The following is a 23,052-nucleotide window of genomic DNA, read 5'->3' on the forward strand; positions in this document are numbered from 1 at the left end:
TGTTAGTTGGCTTGATAGCCCGCTCAACTAGTTGTGCTTCAGAAAGCACCAAGGAGACTGAAAAAGTGACGACCCGTATTGGTATTAACGGCTTTGGCCGTATTGGCCGCAACTACTTCCGCGCGGCACTCGCGCAGGGTGCAGACCTGGAGATCGTTGCAGTCAACGACCTCACCAGCCCCGAGGCACTCGCACACCTCTTCAAGTACGACTCCGTAGGCGGCCGCCTGAAGGAAACCATCGAGGTCAAGGACGGCAACATCGTCGTCAACGGCAACGTCATCAAGGTCCTGGCAGAGCGCGATCCCGCCAACCTTCCCTGGGGCGAACTCGGCGTAGACATCGTGATCGAATCCACCGGCTTCTTCACCAAGGCCGCTGATGCGCAGAAGCACATTGATGCCGGCGCCAAGAAGGTCCTGATCTCCGCTCCGGCCTCGGATGAGGACATCACCATCGTGATGGGCGTCAACCACAACCTGTACGACAACGCCTCGCACCACATCATTTCCAACGCATCCTGCACCACCAACTGCCTGGGCCCGCTGGCCAAGGTGATCAACGACGAGTTCGGCATCGAGCGCGGCCTGATGACCACCGTCCACGCCTACACCGCGGACCAGAACCTGCAGGACGGCCCGCACAAGGACCTCCGCCGCGCACGTGCCGCAGCCATCAACATGGTGCCCACCTCCACCGGTGCCGCCAAGGCCATCGGCCTGGTCCTGCCGGAGCTCAAGGGCAAGCTGGACGGGTACGCCATCCGCGTTCCGGTCCCCACCGGCTCCGCCACCGACCTCACGGTGACCGTCTCCCGCGAAACCACCGTGGAGGAGGTCAACGCCGCCCTCAAGCGCGCTGCTGAGTCCGAGGAACTGCAGGGCTTCCTGACCTACACGGAGGAGCCCATCGTTTCCTCCGACATCGTCGGCGACCCCGCTTCGTCCATTTTCGACGCCGGCCTCACCAAGGTGATCGGCAACCAGGTCAAGGTTGTTTCCTGGTATGACAACGAATGGGGCTACTCCAACCGCCTCGTTGACCTTACGGAGCTTGTGGCAGCCAAGCTGGGCTAGGGTTAGACACATGACATCTCACACCCTCAACGAACTCATCGCTGAAGGTGTCCGCGGGCGGTACATTCTGGTTCGAAGTGACCTGAATGTGCCGCTCGACGGCTCTACAGTCACTGACGACGGCCGCATCAGGGCCTCGCTTCCAGTGCTGTCAAAGCTCACGGACGCCGGTGCCCGCGTGCTGGTAACAGCCCACCTGGGACGCCCCAAGGGCGCTCCCGAGGATAAGTACTCCCTTCGCCCCGCAGTGTCCCGCCTGGCTGAGCTGGCTGACTTCAAGGTCTCGCTGGCAGCCGACACCGTGGGCACGGCCGCAAGGGAAGCAGCTGCGTCCCTGCAGGATGGCGAAGTGCTGGTCCTCGAGAACGTGCGCTTCGACCCCCGCGAAACCAGCAAGGACGACGCCGAGCGCGGCGCCTTCGCAGACGAGCTGGTAGCCCTCACCGGTGACAACGGCGCTTATGTGGACGATGCCTTCGGCGCGGTGCACCGCAAGCACGCCAGCGTGTACGACGTCGCCACCCGGCTGCCGTCCTACCAGGGCGACCTTGTGCACACCGAGGTGGAGGTGCTCCGGAAGCTGACTACTGACACCCAGCGCCCCTACGTTGTGGTGCTCGGCGGCTCCAAAGTCTCGGACAAGCTCGCTGTCATCGACAACCTGCTGGGCAAGGCAGACACCATCCTGGTGGGCGGCGGCATGCTGTTCACCTTCCTTGCCGCAGCCGGGCACAAAGTGGCCGGAAGCCTGCTTGAGGAAGACCAGATCCCCGTGGTCCAGGACTACCTCAAGCGTGCCGCAGACGCGGGAACCGAGTTCGTGGTGCCCACCGATGTGGTGGTGGCCGAAACGTTCGCCGCCGACGCTGCCCACGAAACCGTCCCGGCGGATGCCATCGAAGGCAGCAGCTTCGGAGCCCAGGGCATCGGCCTGGACATCGGGCCGGACTCCGCCGCAGCCTTCGCGGACAGGATCAAGGGCGCCAAAACGGTGTTCTGGAACGGTCCCATGGGCGTCTTCGAATTCGAGGCGTTCTCTGCCGGAACCCGAGCCATTGCCCAGGCCCTGACTGAAACGGGAGCGTTCACCGTGGTTGGTGGGGGTGACTCCGCGGCTGCCGTGCGCACCCTTGGGTTCGCCGACGACCAGTTCGGACACATTTCCACCGGCGGCGGGGCCAGCCTGGAATACCTTGAAGGCAAGGAACTTCCGGGGCTCAGCGTCCTGGACCGCTAGGCACAGCCTCCGGTCCTGCCGTCCGGCGGCGCGACCGGGGTGACACGTCCTTCGGCCGGCAGGTTGCCAGCGGCAGCCTGCCGGCCGCAAACATATCAAGAACTTTTTGGAGAATACGTGACTACGTCAACGAACGGCGCTTTCGACCGCAAGCCCTTCATAGCGGGCAACTGGAAAATGAACATGGACCACGTGCAGGGCATTACCCTCCTGCAGAAGCTCGCCTGGACCCTTTCGGATGCCAAGCACGACTACAGCCGGGTGGAAGTTGCCGTCTTCCCGCCGTTCACTGACCTCCGCGGCGTGCAGACCCTGGTCCAGGGTGACAATCTGGACATCGCGTACGGCGGACAGGATCTTTCTCCGAATGATTCCGGTGCCTTCACCGGTGATATCTCCGGCCAGTTCCTCAACAAGCTGGGCTGCAAGTACGTCCTGGTGGGACACAGCGAACGCCGCACCATCCACAACGAATCCGACGAGCTCCTCAACGCCAAGGTCAAGGCCGCCTTCAAGCACGGACTGGTTCCCGTGCTCTGCGTGGGTGAAGGCCTCGAAATCCGCCAGGCCGGCACCCATGTAAACCACACACTGGAACAGCTGCGTGCCGGAGTTGCCGGGCTCACCCCTGAGCAGGCAGCGGAACTTGTGGTCGCCTACGAGCCTGTCTGGGCCATCGGCACCGGCGAAGTGGCAGGGCCCGGGGACGCCCAGGAAATGTGTGCCGCGATCCGAGCCGAACTCGAATCACTGTTCGGCGCGGAAACCGCCGCCAAGACCCGGCTGCTGTATGGTGGATCGGTCAAGGCCAACAACGCCGCCGCCATCTTGAAGGAACGCGACGTGGACGGCCTGCTGGTGGGCGGTGCGAGCCTCGATCCGGCCGAGTTTGCTAATATTGTCAGGTTCGAGAGTCACCTGGTGACGGACTAGTCCGTACCGCTGCGCATACTCCCGCAAATCCAACTTCCTGAAAGGCCGTCGTGGACGTTCTTCATGTCATTCTGCAGATCCTCCTGGGCATCACCAGCCTCCTGCTGACACTGCTCATCCTCCTCCACAAGGGACGGGGCGGCGGACTGTCGGACATGTTCGGCGGTGGCATGAGTTCCGGGCTCAGCTCCTCGGGTGTGGCTGAGCGCAACCTCAACAGGTTTACGGTGATCCTGGGTGTTACGTGGGGCATCGTGATCATCGCACTGGGACTGATCATGCGGTTCAGCGGGGGCGGCGATTCCTGATTCCCTTCCGGGGAAATGCTGAGCGCGGAGACTGCCGCCGCGTAGATCTGCCAACTAAACTGTGGCTGTCGGTTCCCGACAGCCACAGTTCTTGTTTTAACCAGGCAAGGAGTCCCGATGATTCATCCGGCATCAGGTTTTCGCGGCACCCGGGCGGGAGTTACGGAAGGAACGGGTTTCAGCTACGAGTCCGAGGACCACGGAAAGGCAGTGCCTCGCATCCAGGTCTCGTACTGGTGCGCCAAGGGCCACGAGACCCGGCCGGTATTCCTCAAGCTGCCCGAGGACCAAATTCCACTGGTGTGGGATTGCCGGCGTTGCGGTGCTCCTGCCTCCCGCGACGGCCAGGCAGCAGCGGCGGATGCGATGGACGACGGCTTCAAGACCCACCTTGAGTACGTTAAAGAGCGACGCTCCAGCCAGGACGCCGAGGACGTCCTGGCCGGAGCGCTGGAGAAACTACGCGCCCGCGGCGTCCTTCCGGACGAGCTGCTGCGGGACACGTGAGGCCGCGTTCTCATCGATCAGCCACAGGGTCCGGGACTTGCCCCGTGGACCTGCAGCGGGAACCTGCACGGGGTTGGCCCCGGCAAGGGCCAGGCCAACGGCGCCCGCCTTGTCCTCGCCCGCAACCACCATCCAGACTTCGGAAGCCGTATTGATCGCGGGCAGCGTCAGGGATACACGCAGGGGCGGGGGCTTGGGCGAATTGTGCACGCCCACCACCGTCCGCTGTTTTTCACGGATCCCGGCCTGCTCGGGAAACAGTGACGCCACATGGGCGTCCGGACCAACGCCGAGCAGCACGACGTCCAGGCGGGGGAGCGCGGCGGGCTCCTCCGGCCGGTCGTCGGACATGTCCGCTGCGTGCTCGGCGGCGGCCGCTTCCCTCAACTTGCGCGCGTAGTCCTCGGCCGCTTCCTCGGGTGTGCCGAAGTGGTCCGAGGAGCCAGGCTCGTGGATCCGGTCGGGATCCACCGGGATGTGCGAAAGCAGCGCGTCATATGCCTGCTTTGTGTTCCGGTCGGGATCCCCGGACCCTACGAACCGTTCATCCCCCCACCAGAAATTCACCTTCGACCAGTCGACGGCGGGAGCCGCCGGAGAGTCAGCAACAGCCTTCAGGGTGCCGATACCTACCGTGCCGCCGGTCAGGACCACGGTGGCTTCACCGTGTTTGTCCTGCACATCAACAAGCTTGGTAATCAGGCGCGCCGCGATGGCGGCCATCAACACCGACGAATCAGGATGGATGCTTACTCTTGGCTCAACGCTCACTGGGTCGGACGCTCCTTAGATTGGTTCGTGGCAGTCCCATAGTAATCACTTCGCCAAAGACTTCGTCGGGGTCCAGGCGGCGCAGCTCCTCGGCCAGGCAGTCACGGAGGCTGCGGCGCGGGAGCGAGATCCTCTGGGCCGGCTGGCCCGGCTGGGTCAGCTCGGCCACGGACAGTCCCGGCCGGAAGAGCTGGACGTCGCCGCCGGGGCGGGAGAGCCGGACGCGGCGCATACCGGTCCCAGCAGGGTCCGCCACGATGGTCACCGGTGCGTCCAGCGTGAGGGTGAGCCAGGCGGCGAGGAGGATGGTGGAGGGTGAGTCCGAGGCACCTTCGACGGCGACGGCGGTCACCGGTGAGGGGTCCACTTCGTCCAGGGCGGCGGCGAGTTGGATCCGCCAGTTGGTGAGGCGGGTCCAGGCCAGGTCGGTGTCGCCGGCGCGGTAGGTTCTGTGGATTTTCTCCAGCGCGGCCTGGGGGTCCGGCTCATTGGCCGAGTCGGTGATCCGGCGGTGTGCGATCCGGCCGATGGAGGTTTCGCAGGCGTTTTCGGGGGCGCCGTGCGGCCACCAGGCCACGATGGGCGCGTCCGGGAGCAGCAGCGCGGCGACCAGGGATTCGCTCTCGTGGGCGAGCTGGCCGTAGCCGCGCAGCACGATCACTTCCGAGGCACCGGCGTCCCCGCCCACCCGGATCTGGGCGTCCAGCCGGTCGGCGTGGTCCTGGCCGGCGTCGGCCAGGACGATGATCCGGCAGGGGTGTTCGCGGCTGGCGTCATTGGCCGCTTCGATCGCTTCTTCCTCGAGCCCGGATTTGGTGACCACCACCAGGGTGAGCACCCGGCCCAGGGCGATCACGCCGCCCTGTTCGCGCAGGGCCATCAGCTTTTTGGAAACGTTGGAGGTGGTGGTGTCCGGCAGGTCTACAATCATGGCCTTCTCCAGGTTCGTCCGTCGCGGGCCAGCAGCTCATCGGCGGAGGCAGGGCCCCAGGATCCCGGGGCGTAGGGTTCGGGCTGTTCGTCCAGGGTGGCCCAGTATTCCTCGAACGGGTCAAGGATCTTCCAGGACAGCTCCACTTCCTCGTGCCGGGGGAACAGCGGCGGCTCGCCCAGGAGCACGTCCAGGATCAGCCGCTCGTAAGCCTCCGGGGAGGATTCAGTGAAGGAGTGCCCATAGCCGAAGTCCATGGTCACGTCACGGACTTCCATCTGCGTGCCCGGGACCTTGGACCCGAAGCGGATGGTCACGCCTTCGTCGGGCTGGACCCGGATCACCACGGCGTTCTGGCCGAAGTCATCCTCCCCGTGGTCGCGGAACAAGAGGTTCGGTGCGCGCTTGAAAACCACCGCGATCTCGGTGACGCGGCGGCCCAGGCGCTTGCCGGCGCGCAGGTAGAACGGGACCCCGGACCAGCGGCGGGTGTGGATGTCCACCCGGATCGCGGCGAACGTCTCGGTGGTGGAATCGGCCGGGATGCCGTCTTCCTCAAGGTAGCCCTGGACCTGTTCCCCGCCCTGCCACCCACCGGTGAACTGGCCGCGCGCCGAGTGCGTGGACAGGTCATCGGGAAGTTTGACGGCGGCGAGGACCTTTTCCTTCTCAGCCCGCAGGTGGTCGGCGTTGAAGGAGATGGGCTCCTCCATCGCGGTCAGTGCCAGCAGCTGCAGCAGGTGGTTCTGGATCACGTCGCGGGCTGCGCCCACGCCGTCGTAGTACCCGGCGCGGCCGCCGGTGCCGATGTCCTCGGCCATAGTGATCTGGACGTGGTCCACGTAGTTCGCGTTCCACAGGGGCTCGAACAACTGGTTCGCGAACCGCAGCGCCAGGATGTTCTGGACCGTTTCCTTGCCCAGGTAGTGATCGATCCGGAACACCGCATCCTGCGGGAAAACCGACTCCACGATGTCGTTCAGCTTCCGGGCGGACTCCAGGTCGTGCCCGAACGGCTTTTCGATCACCACGCGGCGCCACTTGTCGCCCTCGGCCTGTGCCAAGCCGTGCTTGGACAGCTGCCGGCAGACCTGCTCGAACGCCTTGGGCGGGATCGACAGGTAGAACGCATGGTTGCCGCGCGTGCCGCGGACGTCGTCGAGTTCCTTGATGGTCTCGCCGAGGCGCTCGAACGCGCCGTCGTCGTCGAACTCGCCCTGCACAAAACGGACGCCCTCGGACAGCTGGTTCCAGACCGCCTCATCAAAAGGCGTCCGCGCATACGCCTGGACCGAGGACTTCACCTCGGCCGCGAAGTCCTCATCACTCCAGGGCCGCCGCCCGAAACCCACCAGCGCGAAGCTGGGCGGCAACAGGCCACGGTTGGCCAAATCGTACACAGCCGGCATGAGCTTCTTGCGGGCAAGGTCACCAGTGACTCCAAAGAGCACCAGCGACGACGGGCCCGCGATCCTGTTCAGGCGGCGGTCACGCGGATCCCGCAGCGGATTCCGGCGCTGGCCGGGACGGGTCCCGGCCGGCTTGCCGTATTCAGTTTCTGGCATGGTGCTTTGTGCCTTAGCTTTCGGTAACGGTGGCTGGCCTGGCGGACAGCGCAGCAATGATGTCCTGCAACTGTGCCACACCGGCTGTCCGGTTTGTCAGGTGCAGGCGGAGCACGGGACGGCCGTGCTCACTCAGGACCTGGGCGTCGCCCGCAGCCTGGGCGGCGATCAGCTGCCCAAAGGTGAACGGACGGTCCGGGATGGCGAGGTCCTCCGCGGCGTCGGCGGTAACCTGCAGGAAGACGCCGATGGCCGGTCCACCCTTGTGGAACTGCCCTGTGGAGTGCAGGAAGCGGGGTCCCCAGCCGAAGGTCACCGGCCGGCCCGTGGCGGCAGCCAGTTCGTCGCGGACGCTTTCAAGCTGGGCGAAGGCGAGGCGGTCGAAGTAGGCCTGGACGCTGAGGTAGCTGTCCGGCTGGAGGGTTCCCAGCAGCGCGCGGACTGCCTCCTCCGCTGTCGAGGCTCCCGCAAGCCATTCGCCGCCACGGACCTCGATGGCTCCGTCAACGAAGGCGGCCGGGGTGGGTTCCGGCCGGGCATCCAGCAGGCCGCGGGCTGCCACCTTGGCGGCTTCCACGTCGGGCTGGTCAAAGGGGTTGATGCCCAGCAGGCGTCCAGCCACGGCCGTGGCGAACTCCCAGACCATCATCTGGGTGGGGAGTCCGCCGGCAATGGCAACTTCGTTTTCACCGAGTTCGACGTCGGCATCGGCGGCTACCAGCCGCACCACCAGGACGTCCGGAGCCCCGGAGGTGACTTCCGGGGAACCCGGCCCGGCGACCACCGGCAGGACGCCGGTGCCCAGCTTGCCCGTGGACTCGGCAATGAGCTGTTCGGCCCAGTCAGCGAAGCCGACAATTCCGGAGCCGTCCTCGGCGATGACGATCTTGTTCCGCAGCGGGCTGGTGCCGCCGAGGGCGGTGCCGAGCGCCAGGCCGATGTTTTCCGGAGCGTCGTCGTTGAGGATTTCTGCTGCTTCCTCGGCTTCGTCCAGGAAGGCCTGGATGTCCACGCCTGCCAGGCCGGAAGGCACCAGCCCGAAAGCCGTCAGAGCGGAGAAGCGGCCGCCGACGTTGGGGTCGGCGTTGAAGATGGCGCGGTAGCCGGCTTCGCGGGACGACTTGTCCAGCGGGGAGCCGGGGTCGGTGACGATGATGATCCGGCTCTTCGCATCGATGCCGGCGTCGTTGAACGCCTTTTCGAAGACCCGGCGCTGGGAATCCGTCTCCACGGTGGAACCCGACTTGGACGAGACCACGATGGCGGTCTCGGCCAGCCGGTGGACCAGGGCAGCACGGACCTGGTCCGGGTCCGTGCTGTCCAGCACAGTCAGCTCGACGCCCGCGGTCCCGGCAATGACTTCCGGAGCCAGCGAGGATCCGCCCATGCCGCACAGCACGATGCGGGTCACGCCTTCGGCTTTCAGGGCGTCACGGAGCTCCAGGATGTCCTTGACCAGAGGCTGGGACACGGTGGCCGCTTCCACCCAACCGAGGCGGATCGCTGACTCTGCTTCTGCCTCGGGTCCCCACAGGGTGTGGTCCTTGGCGAAGATGCGGGTGGCAATGCGGTCCTCCACGAGGACGGGGAGGTGCTGTTCCAGTGCCTGCTGAGCGGCACCGGTGGCGTCGTAGCTGAGTGTGCTCATCGTGGGTTAGGAAGCCTTCCGTGCAGCGGCGAGGGCGCCTTCGACGTCGGCCAGGAGTTCCTTCCAGCTGGCCACGAACTTGTCCAGGCCTTCGGATTCGAGGATGGCGACGACGTCGTTGTAGGAGATGCCGAGCTTCTCCAGGGCATCCAGGGTGGCGTTGGCCTCGGCGTAGGTCCCGGTGACGGTGTCTCCGGTGATGACGCCGTGGTCGAAGGTGGCGTCCAGGGTCTTCTCGGGCATCGTGTTCACCACGCCGGGAGCAACGAGTTCGGTGACGTAGAGGGTGTCCGGGTAGGCCGGGTCCTTCACGCCGGTGGAAGCCCACAACGGGCGCTGGGGGAGTGCGCCGGCCTCGGCGAGCAGGGCCCAGCGTTCGGTTGCGAAGAGCTCTTCATAGACCTGGTAGGCCAGGCGGGCGTTGGCCAGGCCGGCCTTGCCCTTGAGGGCCTTGGCTTCGTCCGTGCCGATCGCGTCGAGGCGCTTGTCGATTTCCGTGTCCACGCGGGAGACGAAGAAGGAGGCCACGGAGTGGATCTTGGCGAGGTCGTGGCCGTTTTCCTTGGCCTGCTCCAGGCCGGACTGGAAGGCGTTGATGACGGCGCGGTAGCGCTCCAGGGAGAAGATCAAAGTCACGTTGACGCTGATGCCCTCGGCCAGGGTGGCGGTGATCGCTTCGAGGCCCTCAAGCGTGGCCGGGATTTTGATCAGGACGTTGTCCTTGTTGACCCGCTTGTACAGGTGCTTGGCTTCGGCGATGGTGCCGGCAGTGTCCCAGGCCAGGCGGGGGTCAACCTCGATGGAGACGCGGCCGTCAACGCCGTTGGTTGCTGCTGCCACGGGAGCGAACAGGTCGCAGGCGTCGGCGACGTCGGTGGTGGTGATCTCGAAGATGGTGTCTTCGATGGACGCGCCGGCCGCGGCCTGCTTGGCAATGGTGGCGTCGTAGTCGGTGCCGGCGGTGATCGCGGCGTGGAAGATGGACGGGTTGGTGGTTACGCCAACCACATTCTTCTCTTCGATGAGCTTGGCCAGGGTGCCCGTTTCGAGGCGGCCGCGGGAAAGGTCATCAAGCCAGATGGAAACTCCGGCGTCCGAGAGCTGCTGGGTGGGAGTAGTCATTGTTATATATCTCCTAGGAAATCGGTTTTCAGGCCTGCAGGCCTGCGAGGGAGTCCTTGGCGGCGGCGGCGACTGCTTCTGCCGTGATGCCGAACTCCTGGAAAAGGCGCTTGTAGTCCGCGGAAGCACCGTAGTGCTCGAGGCTGACGGAACGGCCGGCGTCGCCGACGAATTCCTTCCAGCCCAGGGCCAGCCCGGCCTCGACGGACACGCGCGCCTTGACGGCGGCGGGCAGGACGGACTCGCGGTAGGCGGCGTCCTGCTTGTTGAACCACTCGACGCACGGCATGGAGACGACGCGGGCGGCGATGCCTTCGGCCTGCAGGGTTTCGCGGGCCTTGACGGCGAGCTGGACCTCTGAGCCGGTGGCGATCAGGATGACGTCGGCCGGGACGGTGGCGCCGTCCTTGGAAGCCTCGGCCAGGACGTAGCCGCCCTTGGCGACGCCCGCCGTCGAAGCGAACGTGTCGCCGTCGGCCTCGCCTTCACCGCGCTCCCAGGTGGGGATGTTCTGGCGGGTCAGCACGATGCCGGCCGGGTTGCTGTGGTTCTCCAGCATGCTCTTCCAGGCTGCGGCGACTTCGTTTGCGTCACCAGGACGGACCACATCCAGGCCCACGATGGCGCGCAGCGAGGCAAGCTGCTCCACCGGCTGGTGCGTTGGGCCGTCTTCGCCGAGGCCGATGGAGTCGTGCGTCCAGACGTACAGCGACGGGACACCCATCAGCGCGCCGAGGCGGATGGCCGGGCGCTGGTAGTCGGAGAAGATCAGGAACGTGCCGGAGAAGGCCCGCGTGCGGCCATGCAGGCTGATGCCGTTCACGATCGAGGCAGCGGCGTGCTCACGGATGCCGAAGTGCAGGACGCGGCCGTACGGGTTGCCGGACCAGGCGTCAGTCTGCTTGGAGGTGGGAACGAACGACGGCGATCCCTCGATGGTGGTGTTGTTCGACTCCGCGAGGTCCGCCGACCCGCCCCACAGTTCAGGCAGGACCGGGCCCAGGGCGTTCAGGACCTTGCCGGACGCTGCCCGGGTGGAGACGTCCTTGCCGGCGGGGAACACGGGAAGGGCTGCGTCGAGGCCCTCGGGCAGTTCCTTCGCTTCGATGCGCTGCAGCAGTTCCGCGCTTTCGGGGTTGGCTGCCTGCCAGGCGTTGAAGGACTCTTCCCATTCCTTGCGGGCGGCTGCACCGCGGTCGACGACGGCGCGGGCGTGGGCCAGCACATCCTGGTCAACCTCGAAGGACTTGGCCGGATCGAAGCCCAGGACCTCCTTCAGTGCTGCGACTTCTTCCGCACCAAGGGCTGAACCGTGGATCTTGCCAGTGTTCTGCTTCTTGGGGGCCGGGTAGCCGATGATGGTGCGCAGCGAGACGATGGAGGGCTTGGACGTCTCGGCCTTCGCGGCGAGGAGTGCGGAGTAGAGCTCCTGGACGTCTTCCTTGTATTCGCCGGTCTTGGTCCAGTCCACGCGCTGGACGTGCCAGCCGTAGGCTTCGTAGCGCTTCAGGACATCCTCGGTGAACGCGATGTCGGTGTCGTCCTCGATCGAGATGTGGTTCTCGTCGTAGACAACTACAAGGTTGCCGAGTTCCTGGTGGCCGGCCAGCGAGGAAGCCTCAGCCGTGACGCCTTCCTGCAGGTCGCCGTCGGACGCGATGACCCAGATGGTGTGGTCGAACGGGCTGGTGCCCGGGGCGGCGTCGGCGTCGAACAGGCCGCGCTGGCGGCGCTGGGAGTAGGCGAACCCAACGGAGGACGCCAGGCCCTGGCCCAGGGGGCCCGTGGTGATCTCGACGCCGGCGGTGTGCTTGTACTCGGGGTGGCCGGGGGTCAGTGAGCCCCAGGTACGCAGTGCCTCGAGGTCCTTCAGTTCCAGGCCGTAACCGGAAAGGAACAGCTGGATGTAGAGGGTGAGCGAGGTGTGGCCCGGGGACAGGACGAACCGGTCACGGCCCAGCCAGTCGGGGTTCCGGGGATCGTGGCGCATCAGCTTCTGGAACAGAAGGTATGCGGCGGGTGCCAGGCTCATCGCCGTTCCCGGGTGGCCGTTGCCCACCTTCTCCACGGCGTCTGCGGCCAGGACGCGGATGGTATCCACCGCACGCTGGTCCAGGCTTGTCCAGGACAGTTCTTGCTCTTCCAAATGTGGCACGAAAACCGGGCCCCTCTCTGTGCTGATGGCAGGCGGCACACCGGATCCGGTTAAAGGCACTGTAGGTGGCGCCCGCTTTGGTGTGTACCAGCCGTTCACCATCGAAACGTTGATCTTTGTCACTCAGCCACGAGCCAGATGGGAATGCGTTTTCCACTGCTTTCTTGCTGCGTGCTGATCTGGTGACAGCTTAGCTCTATTCCACTCTTCGGGCGGCTCAAATCTCACGTTGTGGACGCAATTTCCATGTTTATGAATGCGTCTGAAGTGAGGTTGAGTTAATCTGCTCGAATCGCCGCGCGAGCGATCATCAGCACCAACAGGGCGGCCGGTGGAAGGAAGCCGGCGCGGTATGATATTCGGAGGCCATCGCCGGGTTGGGAGTGTTCTCCAGCCGCCCGGGAATCCCGGCCGTTGCGTGGATCACGTTCCGCCGGCGCCCGGTTGGGACGGAGCCGCACCATACAGCTGGGCCAGCCAGACAGAACTGCCAACAGAACGGGTGACTGCCACCGTGAGCACAACAGATACGCCGCTGAACGCATCCCGGGCACCTCGTGCCGGGTTTGCCCGTAAGGCAAAGGCGTATCTCGCCCTCACCAAGCCCCGCGTGATCGAACTGCTCCTGGTCAGCACGCTGCCCACCATGATTTATGCCGAGCGCGGCTTCCCCTCCATAGGGCTGATCCTGGCCACCCTGGTGGGTGGTGCCTTTGCCGCCGGCAGCGCCGGCGCCTTCAACTGCTACATTGACCGCGACATCGACAAGCTGATGCACCGGACCGAGAACCGACCGCTGGTCACCGGTGAGGTCACGCCGCGCGAAGCCCTGGTCTTCTCGTGGCTCCTAGGTGCCGCCGCCATCGCCATTCTTTGGTTTGGCGCCAATCCGCTGTCCGCCTGGCTCGGGTTGGGCGCCATCTTCTTCTACGTGGTGATCTACACGATCATCCTCAAGCGCCGTACCGCCCAGAACATTGTGTGGGGAGGGGCAGCCGGCTGCTTCCCCGTGCTCATCGCGTGGGCGGCAGTGACCAACTCTGTTGAATGGCCGGCTGTCATCCTGTTCATGGTGATCTTCCTCTGGACCCCGCCGCACTACTGGCCGCTGTCGATGCGGTATGGCGAGGACTACCGGAATGCCAAAGTGCCCATGCTGGGTGCCATTGCCGGGGCCAAAGTGGTCTCCGTCCAGGTGGTCCTCTACGCCTGGGCCATGGTGGCGTGCTCCCTGCTGATGGTTCCGGCCGGCGGCGCCGGATGGGTCTATACCGTCACTGCCGTCCTTGCGGGCGCCTGGTTCCTCTACGAGTCACACGCGCTCTATAACAGGGCGCAGCGTGAGGACATCTCGGACAAGCGGGCAATGAAGGTCTTCCACGGTTCCATCAGCTACCTCACGCTGCTCTTCATCGCCTTGGCTGTGGACCCGTTCATTGGCCCCGCCGTCATGGCAGGCTGACACCGGACGCTCTCTCACTTACTGCAAGGTTTCCTGAAACCCTCTCTCACTTTCTGCGCGCTTTGGGGCATCCCTATCTCACCCTGCCCTGCCCGGTGAGGGAGGAATTGCAGTATGCCGCCTGAATTGTGCGCGAGGGTCCCGGAAAAGGCAGCATGATGTGCGAGAGGGTCCCGGGAAAGGCCACATCATCTGCGAGAGGGTGGTTAAAGGTAGAGCGCCCCGATCCGGAAAGAATCGGGGCACCTTCCCTGCTCTTGGGAATGCAGGATCCTGCTACTTCACCGGGCTCGACCGGGCGATGTCCCAGGCGTTGGTGGCGGCTCCCATCAGCAGCGCTGCCCCCAGCATGTGCGCGGCCACCAGCAGGACAGGAATGCCGTTGTAGTACTGCGTAAAGCCGATCGCTGCCTGAAGCACGGTGACCGCCAGGAGGCCCAGGGCAGCGGTGCGGATGGGGCCGCGGATCCGGTGCAGGAGCACCAGTGCCAGCGCCACCAGGGTGCCCGCGGTCACCAGGTATGCGGGCACGGCATGGATGTGGGAGAACAAGTCCCAGTCCAGGCCGTTGCGGGGAGCGTCGGCGTCACCTGCGTGCGGACCGGCGCCGGTCACCACTACCCCGAGCATCACGGCGAGTGCGGAGAAGAGCGCGACGGCGGCCGTGACCGGGCGCATGGCCCCTGGCAGGGCGGCGAGGGGAAGGGTGCGGAAACGGCCTGTCCGGCCGAAGGCGCGGTTAACCAGCAGCGTGGCGAAGACCACCAGCGCCATGGACACCAGGAAGTGCAGCCCCACCACCCAGGGGTTGAGGTTTGTCAGCACGGTGATGCCACCGATCACGGCCTGCGCCGGAATGCTTGCCAGGAGCCCCAATGCCAGCAGGAAAAGGTCCCGCCGTTCCTTGCGGAGGTTCCACAGGTAAACCAGCATGAGGGCGGCGACGGCGGCCAGGGCAAAGGTCAGGAGGCGGTTCCCGAATTCGATGAACCCGTGGATGCCCATCTCCGGCGTGTTCACCAGCGAGGTGTCCGTGCAGCGGGGCCAGGTGGGGCAGCCAAGCCCCGATGAGGTCAGCCGGACGGCTCCGCCGGTCACCACCAGCAGGGTCTGCCCCACCAGGGAAGCAACCGCCAGGCGCCGGACGCTGGCGTCCACGGTGCGCGGCAGGCGGGACGCCAGGCGGCCGGCGAACTGGGGAAGGCGGAAGGCGGTGCTCACGAATATCTCAATTCCACTTGAACCAACGGATGGCTGCTGCCCCGGCAAAAACTGTCCAGAGCACCAGTATGAGGGTGGCGGCGCCGTTAATGGCACCGTGCAGGAAGGCATCCCGGAGTGCTTCACCGAGGGCGCCGGACGGCAGGAAGCCGACGATCTGCTGCGCAGCGTCAGGGAGTCGTTCCGCGGGAATCACGATCCCGCCGAGTGCCCCAAGGAGAATCCACAACAGGTTGGTGATGGCAAGGGTTGCCTCCGGCCGGACGGTTCCGGCGACCAGCAGGCCCAGGGCGGTGAAGGCTGCCGCGCCCAGCGCGAGGAGTACCAGTCCGGGAAGCCAGCCCGAGGCAGGAGGTTGCCACCCCAGGGCCAGGCCGACGGCCGCCACCACGGCAACCTGCAGGCACAGCACCGCCAGGACTGACAGTGCCTTGCCGGCGATCAGTCCGCCGCGCCCCAGGGGAGTGGTGGACAGGAAGCGGAGTACGCCGTAGCGCCTGTCGAACCCGGTGGCGATGCCCTGCCCGGTGAACGCGGTGGACATCGCGCAGAGCGCCAGGATCCCGGGAACGGCCACATCGATGCGGGTGGGGCCCAGCCCGTCCAGGAACGGTGTCACCGTCAGGCCCACGAGCGCCAGGAGCGGCAGGACCACCGCCAGGATGAGCTGTTCCCCGTTGCGCAGCATCGCCAGGGCTTCGTATTTACCCTGCAGCAGAATGCGGCGGAGCAGGGATGCCGCCTGCTGCCGCCCCGGTGCGCCAGGGCCGATGCCCGGCACGGTGGCTGGCGTGCCAACGGGATTCCGGTTCATCGGATGTCCTTTCCCGAAATGTCCAGAAAGACGTCCTCAAGGCTGCGCGCCTGCAGGGTCATGGCACTGGGCATGATGTCGTGGGCGGCCCACCACTGGGCCAGGGCGGCGAGGTGCCGCGGTGTCAGGGCCCCGGTGGCACAATAGCTTCCGGCGCGATCTTCGGAGACCACCACGTCGTCGGGGAGCACCCCGGACAGGTCGAGCCCGGGGCGCGCTTCAAAAGTCAGGGTCCGCACATGGTCCGCGCCCGCTTCCACTGCTGGTCCGCGCTGCAGCAGTTGCTGGACCGTCCCCTCGGCCACGTTGCGGCCGCCGTCGATGATGTAGACGTAGTCCGCCAGCCGCTGGGCATCATCCATCAGGTGGGTCGTGAGGATAATTCCCATGCCGGCATCCCGCAGTTCGGCGATCAGTTCGAACACCAGCTGGCGGGACTGCGGGTCAAGGCCGGCGCTCGGCTCATCCAGGAACAGGACTTCGGGCCTGCCCACCAGGGCAGCGGCAAGGGCCAGCCGCTGCTTCTGTCCGCCCGACAGCCGGCGTACCGTGGTGCGGCTGAACGTGTCGATTCCGAGGCGCCCAACCAGGTCGTCCACCGGCCATGGATGCGCGTAGAGGCCGGCGATGTGCCGCAGCAGCGGCACGGGCCTGGCCGACGGCGGGAGTCCGCCGTCCTGCAGCATCACGCCAACGCGGGAACGCAGGCCGGCCCCCGCGGATGCCGGGTCCTGGCCCAGCAGGGAGATGCTGCCGCCGCTGCGTTTCTGCAGGCCTTGGGCGCACTCGAGGGTGGTGGTTTTCCCGGCGCCGTTGGCTCCCAGCAGTGCGGTGACCTGGCCGCGTTCGGCGACGAGGGAGATGCCGCTCACTACCCGGAGCATTTTTCCGTCCATGCTGGAAAGCGGGCCTACATCTTTAACCAGCCCGTTGATGGACAGCACAGGGGATTGGGGCGATCGCACCCCAGTATTCTACGGGATGTAGTATTTTCCGGTGTTCCCCGGCCGGCTGAGGTCAGCCTCGCCTTACTGGAATGCGGGACTAAATTACGACACTATTGTGTTGTGTATTCCATGACCAACGCTACTGCTGTGCCTTCTGTCCGGCACGGGGCCTCCGCAGTCACCGCGGAGAGTGGCGCTGTGCCCTCGGGGCCGGTAGCTGACGCGGACGAGCGCACGCGGGACCGGGTTCTCTCCGCTGTCCTGGAGCACGGCCCGGTCAGCGCCGCCGAACTCGGCGACCTGCTCGGATTCACCCCGGCTGCCGTTCGCCGGCACCTGGACCATTTGTCCAAGGCCGGCGTCATTGAGGTCAAGCGCGTGGCCAAGTCCGGCGGCGGCGCAGGCCGGCCCGCCCGCCGCTACGTCCTCAGTTCCCAGGGCCAGTCGAGCCTGGGTAACGACTACCTGGACATTGCCGCGTTGGCGCTGCAGCAGCTCCAGAAAATGGCGGGCCCGGACGCTGTCCGCGCTTTCGCCGTCGAGCGCTTCTCCGAAATGGAGCGGCGGTACGCGCCGGAGATCGAGAAGGCGGGCCCGGACGTGGGCGACCGCGCACGGGCTCTGGCGGAAGCGCTGAGCCGCGACAACTTCGTTGCGTCGGCGGCCTCCATCGAGGCCAAGGCCCCGTTGCCCGCAGCCCTGTCCAGCGTGCAGCTGTGCCAGGGCCACTGCCCCATCCAGCAGCTCGCCGCCCGGTTCCCCGTGTTCTGCGACGTGGAAACCGAAGTCTTCTCCCGGCTGGTGGGCGTGGACGTACGCCGGCTTTCCACCCTCGCCCGCGGCGGGCACGTCTGCACCACCCACATTCCCACAGGCCGGCTGTCTGCCGGAGGGCACACAACGCCTTCAGCAGCCCCCGCCAGCCTGAATGAAGTAAACAACCATCAGCAAGAAAGGCCGTGATGACGGACCAACTATCAGAGAAAGCAGTAGCCGAAAACACTGTGATCTCGGAGATTCTGGAAAAGAATCCCGAGCTCCACGGCATCGGCAACTACGAGTACGGCTGGGCTGACAAGAACGACGTCGGTGCCAACGCACGCCGTGGGCTCAACGAAGAAGTGGTCCGGGACATTTCGGCCAAGAAGAGCGAGCCGGAATGGATGCTCGACCTGCGCCTCAAGGGCCTGAAGTACTTCGACCGCAAGCCCATGCCCACCTGGGGCGCAGACCTCTCAGGCATCGACTTCGACAACATCAAGTACTTTGTCCGTTCCACGGAGAAGCAGGCGACGTCCTGGGACGACCTCCCCGAGGACATCAAGAACACCTACGACAAGCTGGGCATCCCGGAGGCCGAAAAGCAGCGCCTGGTTTCCGGCGTCGCTGCCCAGTACGAGTCCGAGGTTGTCTACCACCAGCTCCGTGAGGACCTGGAGCGGCAGGGTGTCATCTTCCTGGACACCGACACCGCGCTGAAGGAACACCCGGAGATCTTCCAGGAGTACTTCGGCACCGTCATTCCGGTGGGCGACAACAAGTTCGCGTCCCTGAACACCTCAGTCTGGTCCGGCGGATCCTTCGTCTACGTCCCCAAGGGCGTCCACGTGGACATCCCGCTGCAGGCATACTTCCGCATCAACACGGAAAACATGGGCCAGTTCGAGCGGACCCTGATCATTGCGGACGAGGATTCCTACGTCCACTACATCGAAGGCTGCACCGCCCCGATTTACACGTCGGACTCGCTGCACTCAGCCGTGGTGGAGATCATCGTGAAGAAGGGCGCCCGCGTCCGGTACACCACCATCCAGAACTGGTCCAACAACGTGTACAACCTGGTGACCAAGCGCGCCATCTGCGAAGAGGGCGCCACCATGGAATGGGTTGATGGCAACATCGGCTCCAAGGTCACCATGAAGTACCCGGCCGTCTACCTCGTGGGCGAGCACGCCAAGGGCGAGACCCTCTCCATCGCGTTCGCCGGCGAAGGCCAGCACCAGGACACCGGCTCCAAGATGGTGCACATTGCGCCGAACACCAAGAGCTCCATCATCTCCAAGTCGGTGGCCCGCGGCGGCGGACGGGCTGCGTACCGCGGCCTGGTCCAGGTCCGTGAAGGCGCAAAACACTCGGCCAACACCGTCCGCTGCGACGCCCTGCTCGTTGACACGATCAGCCGCTCGGACACCTACCCGTACATCGACATCCGCGAGGACGACGTTGTGATGGGCCACGAGGCAACCGTTTCCCGGGTCAGCGAAGAACAGCTCTTCTACCTGATGTCCCGCGGCATGCGCGAAGACGAAGCCATGGCGATGATCGTCCGCGGCTTCATCGAGCCGATTGCCCGCGAGCTCCCCATGGAGTACGCACTTGAGCTGAACCGCCTGATTGAACTGCAGATGGAAGGGTCCGTCGGATAACGATGACTGAAATCACTACTGAAAAGGCGCGCATCGGCGCGCCCTCAGCCCAGCCGTTCATTGACGGCTTCACCGAGGAAGGCGAGAGCCTTTCGCCCATCAACGCGGCAGGCTCCAAGGCTCCGCTTTCCGGCGCTTCGGCCAAGAGCCACTCCCATGGCGGCGGCGTAGGCGTTCCGGACAGCTCACGCGCCGGCCGCCTGACCTCCTACAGGCTCGCGGACTTCAAGCCGCTCACCGGCATGGAGGAAGACTGGCGCTTCACCCCGCTGAAGCGCCTCCGCGGGCTGCACTCCGAGGTCCTCTCCGGCGCGGCGCCCACCGTGGTTGTCACCGGTCCCGAGGAAGTCACCGTCGAGAGCGTGGGCCGCGACGACAAGCGGATCGGCACCGCCGGTATCCCGGAAGACCGCGTGTCCGCCAACGCCTGGGAGAACTTCGCCGGTGCCACGGTGGTGACCATTCCGTCTGAGTTCGAAGCCCTGACTGAGATTTCCGTGGACATTGAAGGCACGTCCCTGGACGCTGCCGCCCAGCACCTCGTGATCGTGGCCGAAAAGTTCTCCAGGGCCGTTGTTGTGCTGAACCACAGGGGCTCGGCCGTTGTCTCGGAGAACGTCGAGATCATCGTGGAAGACGGCGCCAACCTGACCGTCATCACGCTCCAGGAATGGAACGACGACGCCGTCCACGCCTCCTCCCAGCAGGCGAAGATCGGCCGCGACGCCAAACTCAAGCACGTCATGGTGAGCCTCGGCGGCGACCTGGTCCGCGTCACGCCGTCGGCCCGTTTCACCGCCCCCGGCGGCGAGGCCGAAATGTTCGGCCTGTACTTCGCCGACGCCGGCCAGCACCTGGAACAGCGTCTCTTCGTGGACCACGCGGTGCCCAACTGCAAGTCCAACGTGCTCTACAAGGGGGCACTGCAGGGCCGCAACGCCCACGCCGTCTGGGTTGGCGACGTCCTGATCCGCAAGGAAGCCGAAGGCACCGACACGTACGAGGCCAACCGCAACCTCCTGCTGACCGACGGCGCCCGGGCCGACTCCGTGCCCAACCTCGAAATCGAGACCGGCCTGATCGAGGGTGCCGGCCACGCCAGCGCCACCGGCCGCATGGACGATGAGCACCTGTTCTACCTGATGGCACGCGGCATCCCGGAGGATGTTGCCCGCCGCCTGGTGGTCCGCGGCTTCCTGAACGAGATCATCCAGCAGATCAAGGTCCCCTCCATCGAGGAGCGGCTGACCGAGGCTGTTGAGCACGAACTCGCGCTGACGGACAACTAGAAGCTACGGAGCACGGTTAACACATGACTGACCAGCCAAAGGGCGAGCTTGTCTGCAAAGTGGATGAAATCCAGCTGAAGCAGGCGCTGCGGATCCTGATCGACGACTACCCCGTGGCAATCGTCAAAGACTCCATGGGGGAGATCCACGCCATCGGTGACACCTGCTCGCATGCGGACATTTCGCTGTCCGAGGGCGAGGTGGAGGGCTGCGCCATCGAGTGCTGGGGCCATGGGTCCCAATTCGACCTGCGCAGCGGCCAGCCGCTGCAGCTGCCGGCCTATGATCCGGTCCCGGTGTTCGCCGTCGACATCCGCGGGGATGAGGTCTACGTGGACGTCACCAACGTCCTCAACGGCGCCGAAGCTCCGAACTTCAGCTAGCACCACAGAATTACGAACCAACTTCCAGACAGAGAACGCACCGCGGCCGGCAGGCCCGGTGCAAAGGAGAACAAGACACATGTCTACTCTTGAGATCAAGGACCTGCACGTCAGCATCGAGACGGAGCAGGGCACCAAGGAAATCCTGAAGGGCGTCAGCCTGACCATCCGGACGGGCGAAACCCACGCCATCATGGGCCCCAACGGCTCCGGCAAGTCCACCTTGGCTTCCACCATCGCAGGCCACCCGCGCTACAACGTCACCAGTGGCTCCATCACCCTGGACGGCGAAGACGTCCTGGAAATGAGCGTTGACGAGCGCGCCCGCGCCGGCGTCTTCCTGGCCATGCAGTACCCCGTGGAGGTACCCGGCGTCAGCATGACCAACTTCCTGCGCACCGCCAAGACCGCCATCGACGGCGAGGCTCCCAAGCTCCGCACCTGGACCAAGGACGTCAAGGCCGCCATGGAGCAGCTGCGCATCGACGCCGACTTCGCCCAGCGCAACGTCAACGAAGGCTTCTCCGGCGGCGAGAAGAAGCGCGTGGAGATCCTCCAGCTGGAGCTCTTCAAGCCCAAGTTCGCCGTCCTGGACGAGACCGACTCCGGCCTTGACGTTGACGCCCTGAAGGTCGTGTCTGAGGGCGTCAACCGCGCCCACGCCGAAGGCAACATGGGCACGCTGCTGATCACGCACTACACCCGGATCCTGCGCTACATCAAGCCTGACTTCGTCCACGTGTTCGTGGATGGCCAGGTTGTGGAGGAGGGCGGCCCCGAGCTCGCCGACCGCCTTGAAGAAGAAGGCTACGACCGCTACGCCAAGGGTGCCGGCACCGCCGCTGCACCCGCTGCGGTACAGGCCTAGTAAGGACTTGCCATGACCGAAATCAACGCGGCGCGCACCAGCCTCGAGGACGTCGAGGAGGCGCTGAAGGATGTCATTGACCCCGAACTCGGCGTCAACGTGGTGGACCTCGGGCTGCTGTACGGCCTGAAGTACTCCGACGACGACGGCGCCCTGCTGATCGACATGACCCTGACCACGGCCGCCTGCCCGCTCACCGATGTCCTGGAGGAGCAGGTGGGCAAGGCCCTGGACGGCGTGGTTGATGACTGGCGCCTGAACTGGGTCTGGATGCCGCCATGGGGTCCCGAGCGGATCACCGACGACGGCAAGGACCAGATGCGGGCCCTCGGCTTCAACATCTGAATAAAGCACGACGACGGCCGGTTGCCTTCCAGCAGGAAGGTAACCGGCCGTCGTCGTCCTTTAACTCATTCCACTGCTCCGTACCTGTCGTTTTCAATCCTCAAAACGACAAATACGGAGCAATCGATGTTAGAGGGTCCGTGCCGAAAAGGTGTCGCACTGGTTGATGTCCCCGGTCTCGTACCCGGTGTAGAACCAGCGCTGGCGCTGTTCGCTGGAGCCGTGCGTCCAGGCTTCCGGCGTGACCCGGCCCGTGGCGGCTTCCTGGATGCGGTCATCGCCCACTGCCGAGGCGGCGGACAGGGCATCGTTGAGGTCCTGCTGGGTGAGGGCCTCCAGGAACGGCTGGCCGTCCGGGCCCGGCTGGCTTGAGGCATGCTTTGCCCAGAGCCCGGCGTAGCAGTCCGCCTGCAGCTCAACGCGGACTGCACCGGATTCCGGCCCCTGCGGATCCTGCTGGGCCTGGTCCAGGTTGCCCAGTACGTTCTGGATATGGTGCCCAAACTCGTGCGCCACCACGTACTCCTGGGCCAGCGGACCTCCTGAGGAGCCAAAGCGGTCCACCAGCTCCTGGAAGAACCCGGGATCAAAGTAGGCGGTGGTATCGGCGGGGCAGTAGAAGGGACCAACGGCGCTGGACGCCGTACCGCAGCCGGTGCTGACAGCCTGGTCGAAGATGACCGTGTCAGGCTGCGGGTACTGCACGTTGTACTGCTGCAGGTAGGCGGGCCAGAACGCGTTCAAGCTGTTGACTGTGCCCGTGATGCGGCAGTCCACCCGGGCATCGGCGTCGGCACCCGTCTGGCAGGCGGGGGCAGTGCCCTGGCTCTGCGGCGCCGGGGCCGCGCCGCCCGCCAGCCCCTCCAGGAGCTGCGGGTTTACGCCCAGCAGCGCCGCGATAAGCAGGAGGAGCCCGCCGCCGATGCCGCCGCCCACCTTCACTCCACGGCCCATGCCGCGCCTGTCCTGGACCTGCGACGGATCCAGCTGCACGTTGTCGTTAAAACTCATAAAGTCACAATACCCGCGGGCCCGGGCCTCAAC

At 65.5% G+C, this 23,052-nt stretch carries 22 protein-coding genes; 12 read left to right on the plus strand and 10 right to left on the minus strand.

Features of this window, described 5'->3' with window-relative positions:
- The first annotated feature begins 65 nt into the window (after positions 1 to 65).
- From gap to ASPHE3_RS08935, 5 genes are all read left to right on the plus strand, one after another.
- Positions 66 to 1,076 carry a type I glyceraldehyde-3-phosphate dehydrogenase gene (gene gap / locus ASPHE3_RS08915; RefSeq protein WP_013600894.1) on the plus strand — a complete coding sequence of 337 codons (1,011 nt, stop codon included), beginning with the start codon at positions 66 to 68 and terminating at the stop codon, positions 1,074 to 1,076.
- Positions 1,077 to 1,086: 10 nt separating this feature from the next.
- Positions 1,087 to 2,313 carry a phosphoglycerate kinase gene (locus tag ASPHE3_RS08920; RefSeq protein WP_013600895.1) on the plus strand — a complete coding sequence of 409 codons (1,227 nt, stop codon included), beginning with the start codon at positions 1,087 to 1,089 and terminating at the stop codon, positions 2,311 to 2,313.
- 117 nt (positions 2,314 to 2,430) lie between these two features.
- The gene (tpiA, locus tag ASPHE3_RS08925) at positions 2,431 to 3,246 is read left to right on the plus strand and encodes a triose-phosphate isomerase (protein ID WP_013600896.1); all 816 of its coding nucleotides are present in this window, start codon (positions 2,431 to 2,433) and stop codon (positions 3,244 to 3,246) included.
- 50 nt (positions 3,247 to 3,296) lie between these two features.
- Positions 3,297 to 3,554 (plus strand): preprotein translocase subunit SecG, encoded by a 258-nt coding sequence (secG, locus tag ASPHE3_RS08930; protein ID WP_013600897.1) that lies wholly within the window; start codon positions 3,297 to 3,299, stop codon positions 3,552 to 3,554.
- A 117-nt stretch (positions 3,555 to 3,671) separates the two neighbouring features.
- A complete protein-coding gene (locus ASPHE3_RS08935) occupies positions 3,672 to 4,061 on the plus strand; it encodes an RNA polymerase-binding protein RbpA (RefSeq protein ID WP_013600898.1) in 390 nt (129 codons plus the stop codon).
- Here the strand turns inward: ASPHE3_RS08935 and pgl are convergent.
- From pgl to tkt, 6 genes are read right to left on the minus strand one after another with little or no spacing between them, the layout of a single operon-like run.
- Positions 4,014 to 4,832: a 6-phosphogluconolactonase gene (gene pgl / locus ASPHE3_RS08940; RefSeq protein WP_041652051.1), complete on the minus strand. Its 819-nt coding sequence runs from the start codon at positions 4,830 to 4,832 to the stop codon at positions 4,014 to 4,016. The genes ASPHE3_RS08935 and pgl overlap by 48 nt on opposite strands.
- Complete coding sequence (locus ASPHE3_RS08945) at positions 4,822 to 5,763, minus strand: glucose-6-phosphate dehydrogenase assembly protein OpcA (RefSeq protein ID WP_013600900.1); 942 nt, start codon at positions 5,761 to 5,763, stop codon at positions 4,822 to 4,824. Before ASPHE3_RS08945 ends, pgl begins: the two co-directional genes overlap by 11 nt.
- Entirely contained in the window at positions 5,760 to 7,328 is a 1,569-nt protein-coding gene (gene zwf, locus ASPHE3_RS08950; protein WP_013600901.1) for a glucose-6-phosphate dehydrogenase, read from the minus strand. Before zwf ends, ASPHE3_RS08945 begins: the two co-directional genes overlap by 4 nt.
- A 13-nt stretch (positions 7,329 to 7,341) precedes the next feature.
- Complete coding sequence (locus ASPHE3_RS08955; RefSeq protein ID WP_013600902.1) at positions 7,342 to 8,976, minus strand: glucose-6-phosphate isomerase; 1,635 nt, start codon at positions 8,974 to 8,976, stop codon at positions 7,342 to 7,344.
- A 6-nt stretch (positions 8,977 to 8,982) separates the two neighbouring features.
- Positions 8,983 to 10,098 carry a transaldolase gene (gene tal, locus ASPHE3_RS08960; protein WP_013600903.1) on the minus strand — a complete coding sequence of 372 codons (1,116 nt, stop codon included), beginning with the start codon at positions 10,096 to 10,098 and terminating at the stop codon, positions 8,983 to 8,985.
- A gap of 28 nt (positions 10,099 to 10,126) precedes the next feature.
- The gene (tkt, locus tag ASPHE3_RS08965) at positions 10,127 to 12,244 is read right to left on the minus strand and encodes a transketolase (RefSeq protein WP_013600904.1); all 2,118 of its coding nucleotides are present in this window, start codon (positions 12,242 to 12,244) and stop codon (positions 10,127 to 10,129) included.
- 511 nt (positions 12,245 to 12,755) lie between these two features.
- On the opposite strand from tkt, the gene ASPHE3_RS08970 reads away from it, so the two are divergent.
- Entirely contained in the window at positions 12,756 to 13,715 is a 960-nt protein-coding gene (locus ASPHE3_RS08970) for a heme o synthase (RefSeq protein ID WP_013600905.1), read from the plus strand.
- Positions 13,716 to 13,991: 276 nt separating this feature from the next.
- Here the strand turns inward: ASPHE3_RS08970 and ASPHE3_RS08975 are convergent, their stop codons facing one another.
- The 3 genes from ASPHE3_RS08975 to ASPHE3_RS08985 are packed head-to-tail and all read right to left on the minus strand — an operon-like array spanning position 13,992 to position 16,715.
- Complete coding sequence (locus tag ASPHE3_RS08975; protein WP_013600906.1) at positions 13,992 to 14,936, minus strand: COX15/CtaA family protein; 945 nt, start codon at positions 14,934 to 14,936, stop codon at positions 13,992 to 13,994.
- Between the two features lie 7 nt (positions 14,937 to 14,943).
- On the minus strand, positions 14,944 to 15,750 hold the full coding sequence (locus ASPHE3_RS08980) for an ABC transporter permease (protein ID WP_013600907.1): 807 nt from the start codon (positions 15,748 to 15,750) through the stop codon (positions 14,944 to 14,946).
- Positions 15,747 to 16,715: an ABC transporter ATP-binding protein gene (locus ASPHE3_RS08985; RefSeq protein WP_041652052.1), complete on the minus strand. Its 969-nt coding sequence runs from the start codon at positions 16,713 to 16,715 to the stop codon at positions 15,747 to 15,749. The genes ASPHE3_RS08980 and ASPHE3_RS08985 overlap by 4 nt, the downstream gene beginning before the upstream one ends.
- A gap of 111 nt (positions 16,716 to 16,826) precedes the next feature.
- On the opposite strand from ASPHE3_RS08985, the gene ASPHE3_RS08990 reads away from it, so the two are divergent.
- The 6 genes from ASPHE3_RS08990 (at position 16,827) to ASPHE3_RS09015 (ending at position 22,008) form a co-directional block, all read left to right on the plus strand.
- Positions 16,827 to 17,660: a helix-turn-helix transcriptional regulator gene (locus ASPHE3_RS08990; RefSeq protein ID WP_041652732.1), complete on the plus strand. Its 834-nt coding sequence runs from the start codon at positions 16,827 to 16,829 to the stop codon at positions 17,658 to 17,660.
- On the plus strand, positions 17,660 to 19,123 hold the full coding sequence (sufB, locus tag ASPHE3_RS08995) for a Fe-S cluster assembly protein SufB (RefSeq protein WP_013600910.1): 1,464 nt from the start codon (positions 17,660 to 17,662) through the stop codon (positions 19,121 to 19,123). Before ASPHE3_RS08990 ends, sufB begins: the two co-directional genes overlap by 1 nt.
- A gap of 2 nt (positions 19,124 to 19,125) precedes the next feature.
- Positions 19,126 to 20,412, plus strand: coding sequence for a Fe-S cluster assembly protein SufD (gene sufD, locus ASPHE3_RS09000; RefSeq protein WP_013600911.1), 1,287 nt, complete (start codon positions 19,126 to 19,128; stop codon positions 20,410 to 20,412).
- Positions 20,413 to 20,435: 23 nt separating this feature from the next.
- A complete protein-coding gene (locus ASPHE3_RS09005) occupies positions 20,436 to 20,795 on the plus strand; it encodes a non-heme iron oxygenase ferredoxin subunit (RefSeq protein ID WP_013600912.1) in 360 nt (119 codons plus the stop codon).
- Between the two features lie 79 nt (positions 20,796 to 20,874).
- Positions 20,875 to 21,663: a Fe-S cluster assembly ATPase SufC gene (gene sufC / locus ASPHE3_RS09010; protein WP_013600913.1), complete on the plus strand. Its 789-nt coding sequence runs from the start codon at positions 20,875 to 20,877 to the stop codon at positions 21,661 to 21,663.
- A 12-nt stretch (positions 21,664 to 21,675) separates the two neighbouring features.
- Entirely contained in the window at positions 21,676 to 22,008 is a 333-nt protein-coding gene (locus tag ASPHE3_RS09015) for a metal-sulfur cluster assembly factor (protein WP_013600914.1), read from the plus strand.
- A 129-nt stretch (positions 22,009 to 22,137) separates the two neighbouring features.
- On the opposite strand, the gene ypfJ is transcribed toward ASPHE3_RS09015, so the two are convergent.
- Complete coding sequence (gene ypfJ / locus ASPHE3_RS09020) at positions 22,138 to 23,019, minus strand: KPN_02809 family neutral zinc metallopeptidase (protein WP_013600915.1); 882 nt, start codon at positions 23,017 to 23,019, stop codon at positions 22,138 to 22,140.
- Positions 23,020 to 23,052: the final 33 nt, after the last annotated feature.

The sequence above is a fragment of the Pseudarthrobacter phenanthrenivorans Sphe3 genome, assembly GCF_000189535.1.
Taxonomy (GTDB): domain Bacteria; phylum Actinomycetota; class Actinomycetes; order Actinomycetales; family Micrococcaceae; genus Arthrobacter; species Arthrobacter phenanthrenivorans.

Coding starts and splice junctions, on each gene's coding strand:
- sufB (WP_013600910.1), top strand. CDS start 17,660: ATGACGGACCAACTATCAGAGAAAGCAGTAGCCGAAAACACTGTGATC.
- ASPHE3_RS09005 (WP_013600912.1), top strand. CDS start 20,436: ATGACTGACCAGCCAAAGGGCGAGCTTGTCTGCAAAGTGGATGAAATC.
- tal (WP_013600903.1), bottom strand. CDS start 10,098: ATGACTACTCCCACCCAGCAGCTCTCGGACGCCGGAGTTTCCATCTGG.
- ASPHE3_RS08990 (WP_041652732.1), top strand. CDS start 16,827: ATGACCAACGCTACTGCTGTGCCTTCTGTCCGGCACGGGGCCTCCGCA.
- ASPHE3_RS08920 (WP_013600895.1), top strand. CDS start 1,087: ATGACATCTCACACCCTCAACGAACTCATCGCTGAAGGTGTCCGCGGG.
- zwf (WP_013600901.1), bottom strand. CDS start 7,328: ATGCCAGAAACTGAATACGGCAAGCCGGCCGGGACCCGTCCCGGCCAG.
- ASPHE3_RS08980 (WP_013600907.1), bottom strand. CDS start 15,750: ATGAACCGGAATCCCGTTGGCACGCCAGCCACCGTGCCGGGCATCGGC.
- ASPHE3_RS08945 (WP_013600900.1), bottom strand. CDS start 5,763: ATGATTGTAGACCTGCCGGACACCACCACCTCCAACGTTTCCAAAAAG.
- ASPHE3_RS08935 (WP_013600898.1), top strand. CDS start 3,672: ATGATTCATCCGGCATCAGGTTTTCGCGGCACCCGGGCGGGAGTTACG.
- sufD (WP_013600911.1), top strand. CDS start 19,126: ATGACTGAAATCACTACTGAAAAGGCGCGCATCGGCGCGCCCTCAGCC.
- ASPHE3_RS09015 (WP_013600914.1), top strand. CDS start 21,676: ATGACCGAAATCAACGCGGCGCGCACCAGCCTCGAGGACGTCGAGGAG.
- ASPHE3_RS08955 (WP_013600902.1), bottom strand. CDS start 8,976: ATGAGCACACTCAGCTACGACGCCACCGGTGCCGCTCAGCAGGCACTG.
- sufC (WP_013600913.1), top strand. CDS start 20,875: ATGTCTACTCTTGAGATCAAGGACCTGCACGTCAGCATCGAGACGGAG.
- ypfJ (WP_013600915.1), bottom strand. CDS start 23,019: ATGAGTTTTAACGACAACGTGCAGCTGGATCCGTCGCAGGTCCAGGAC.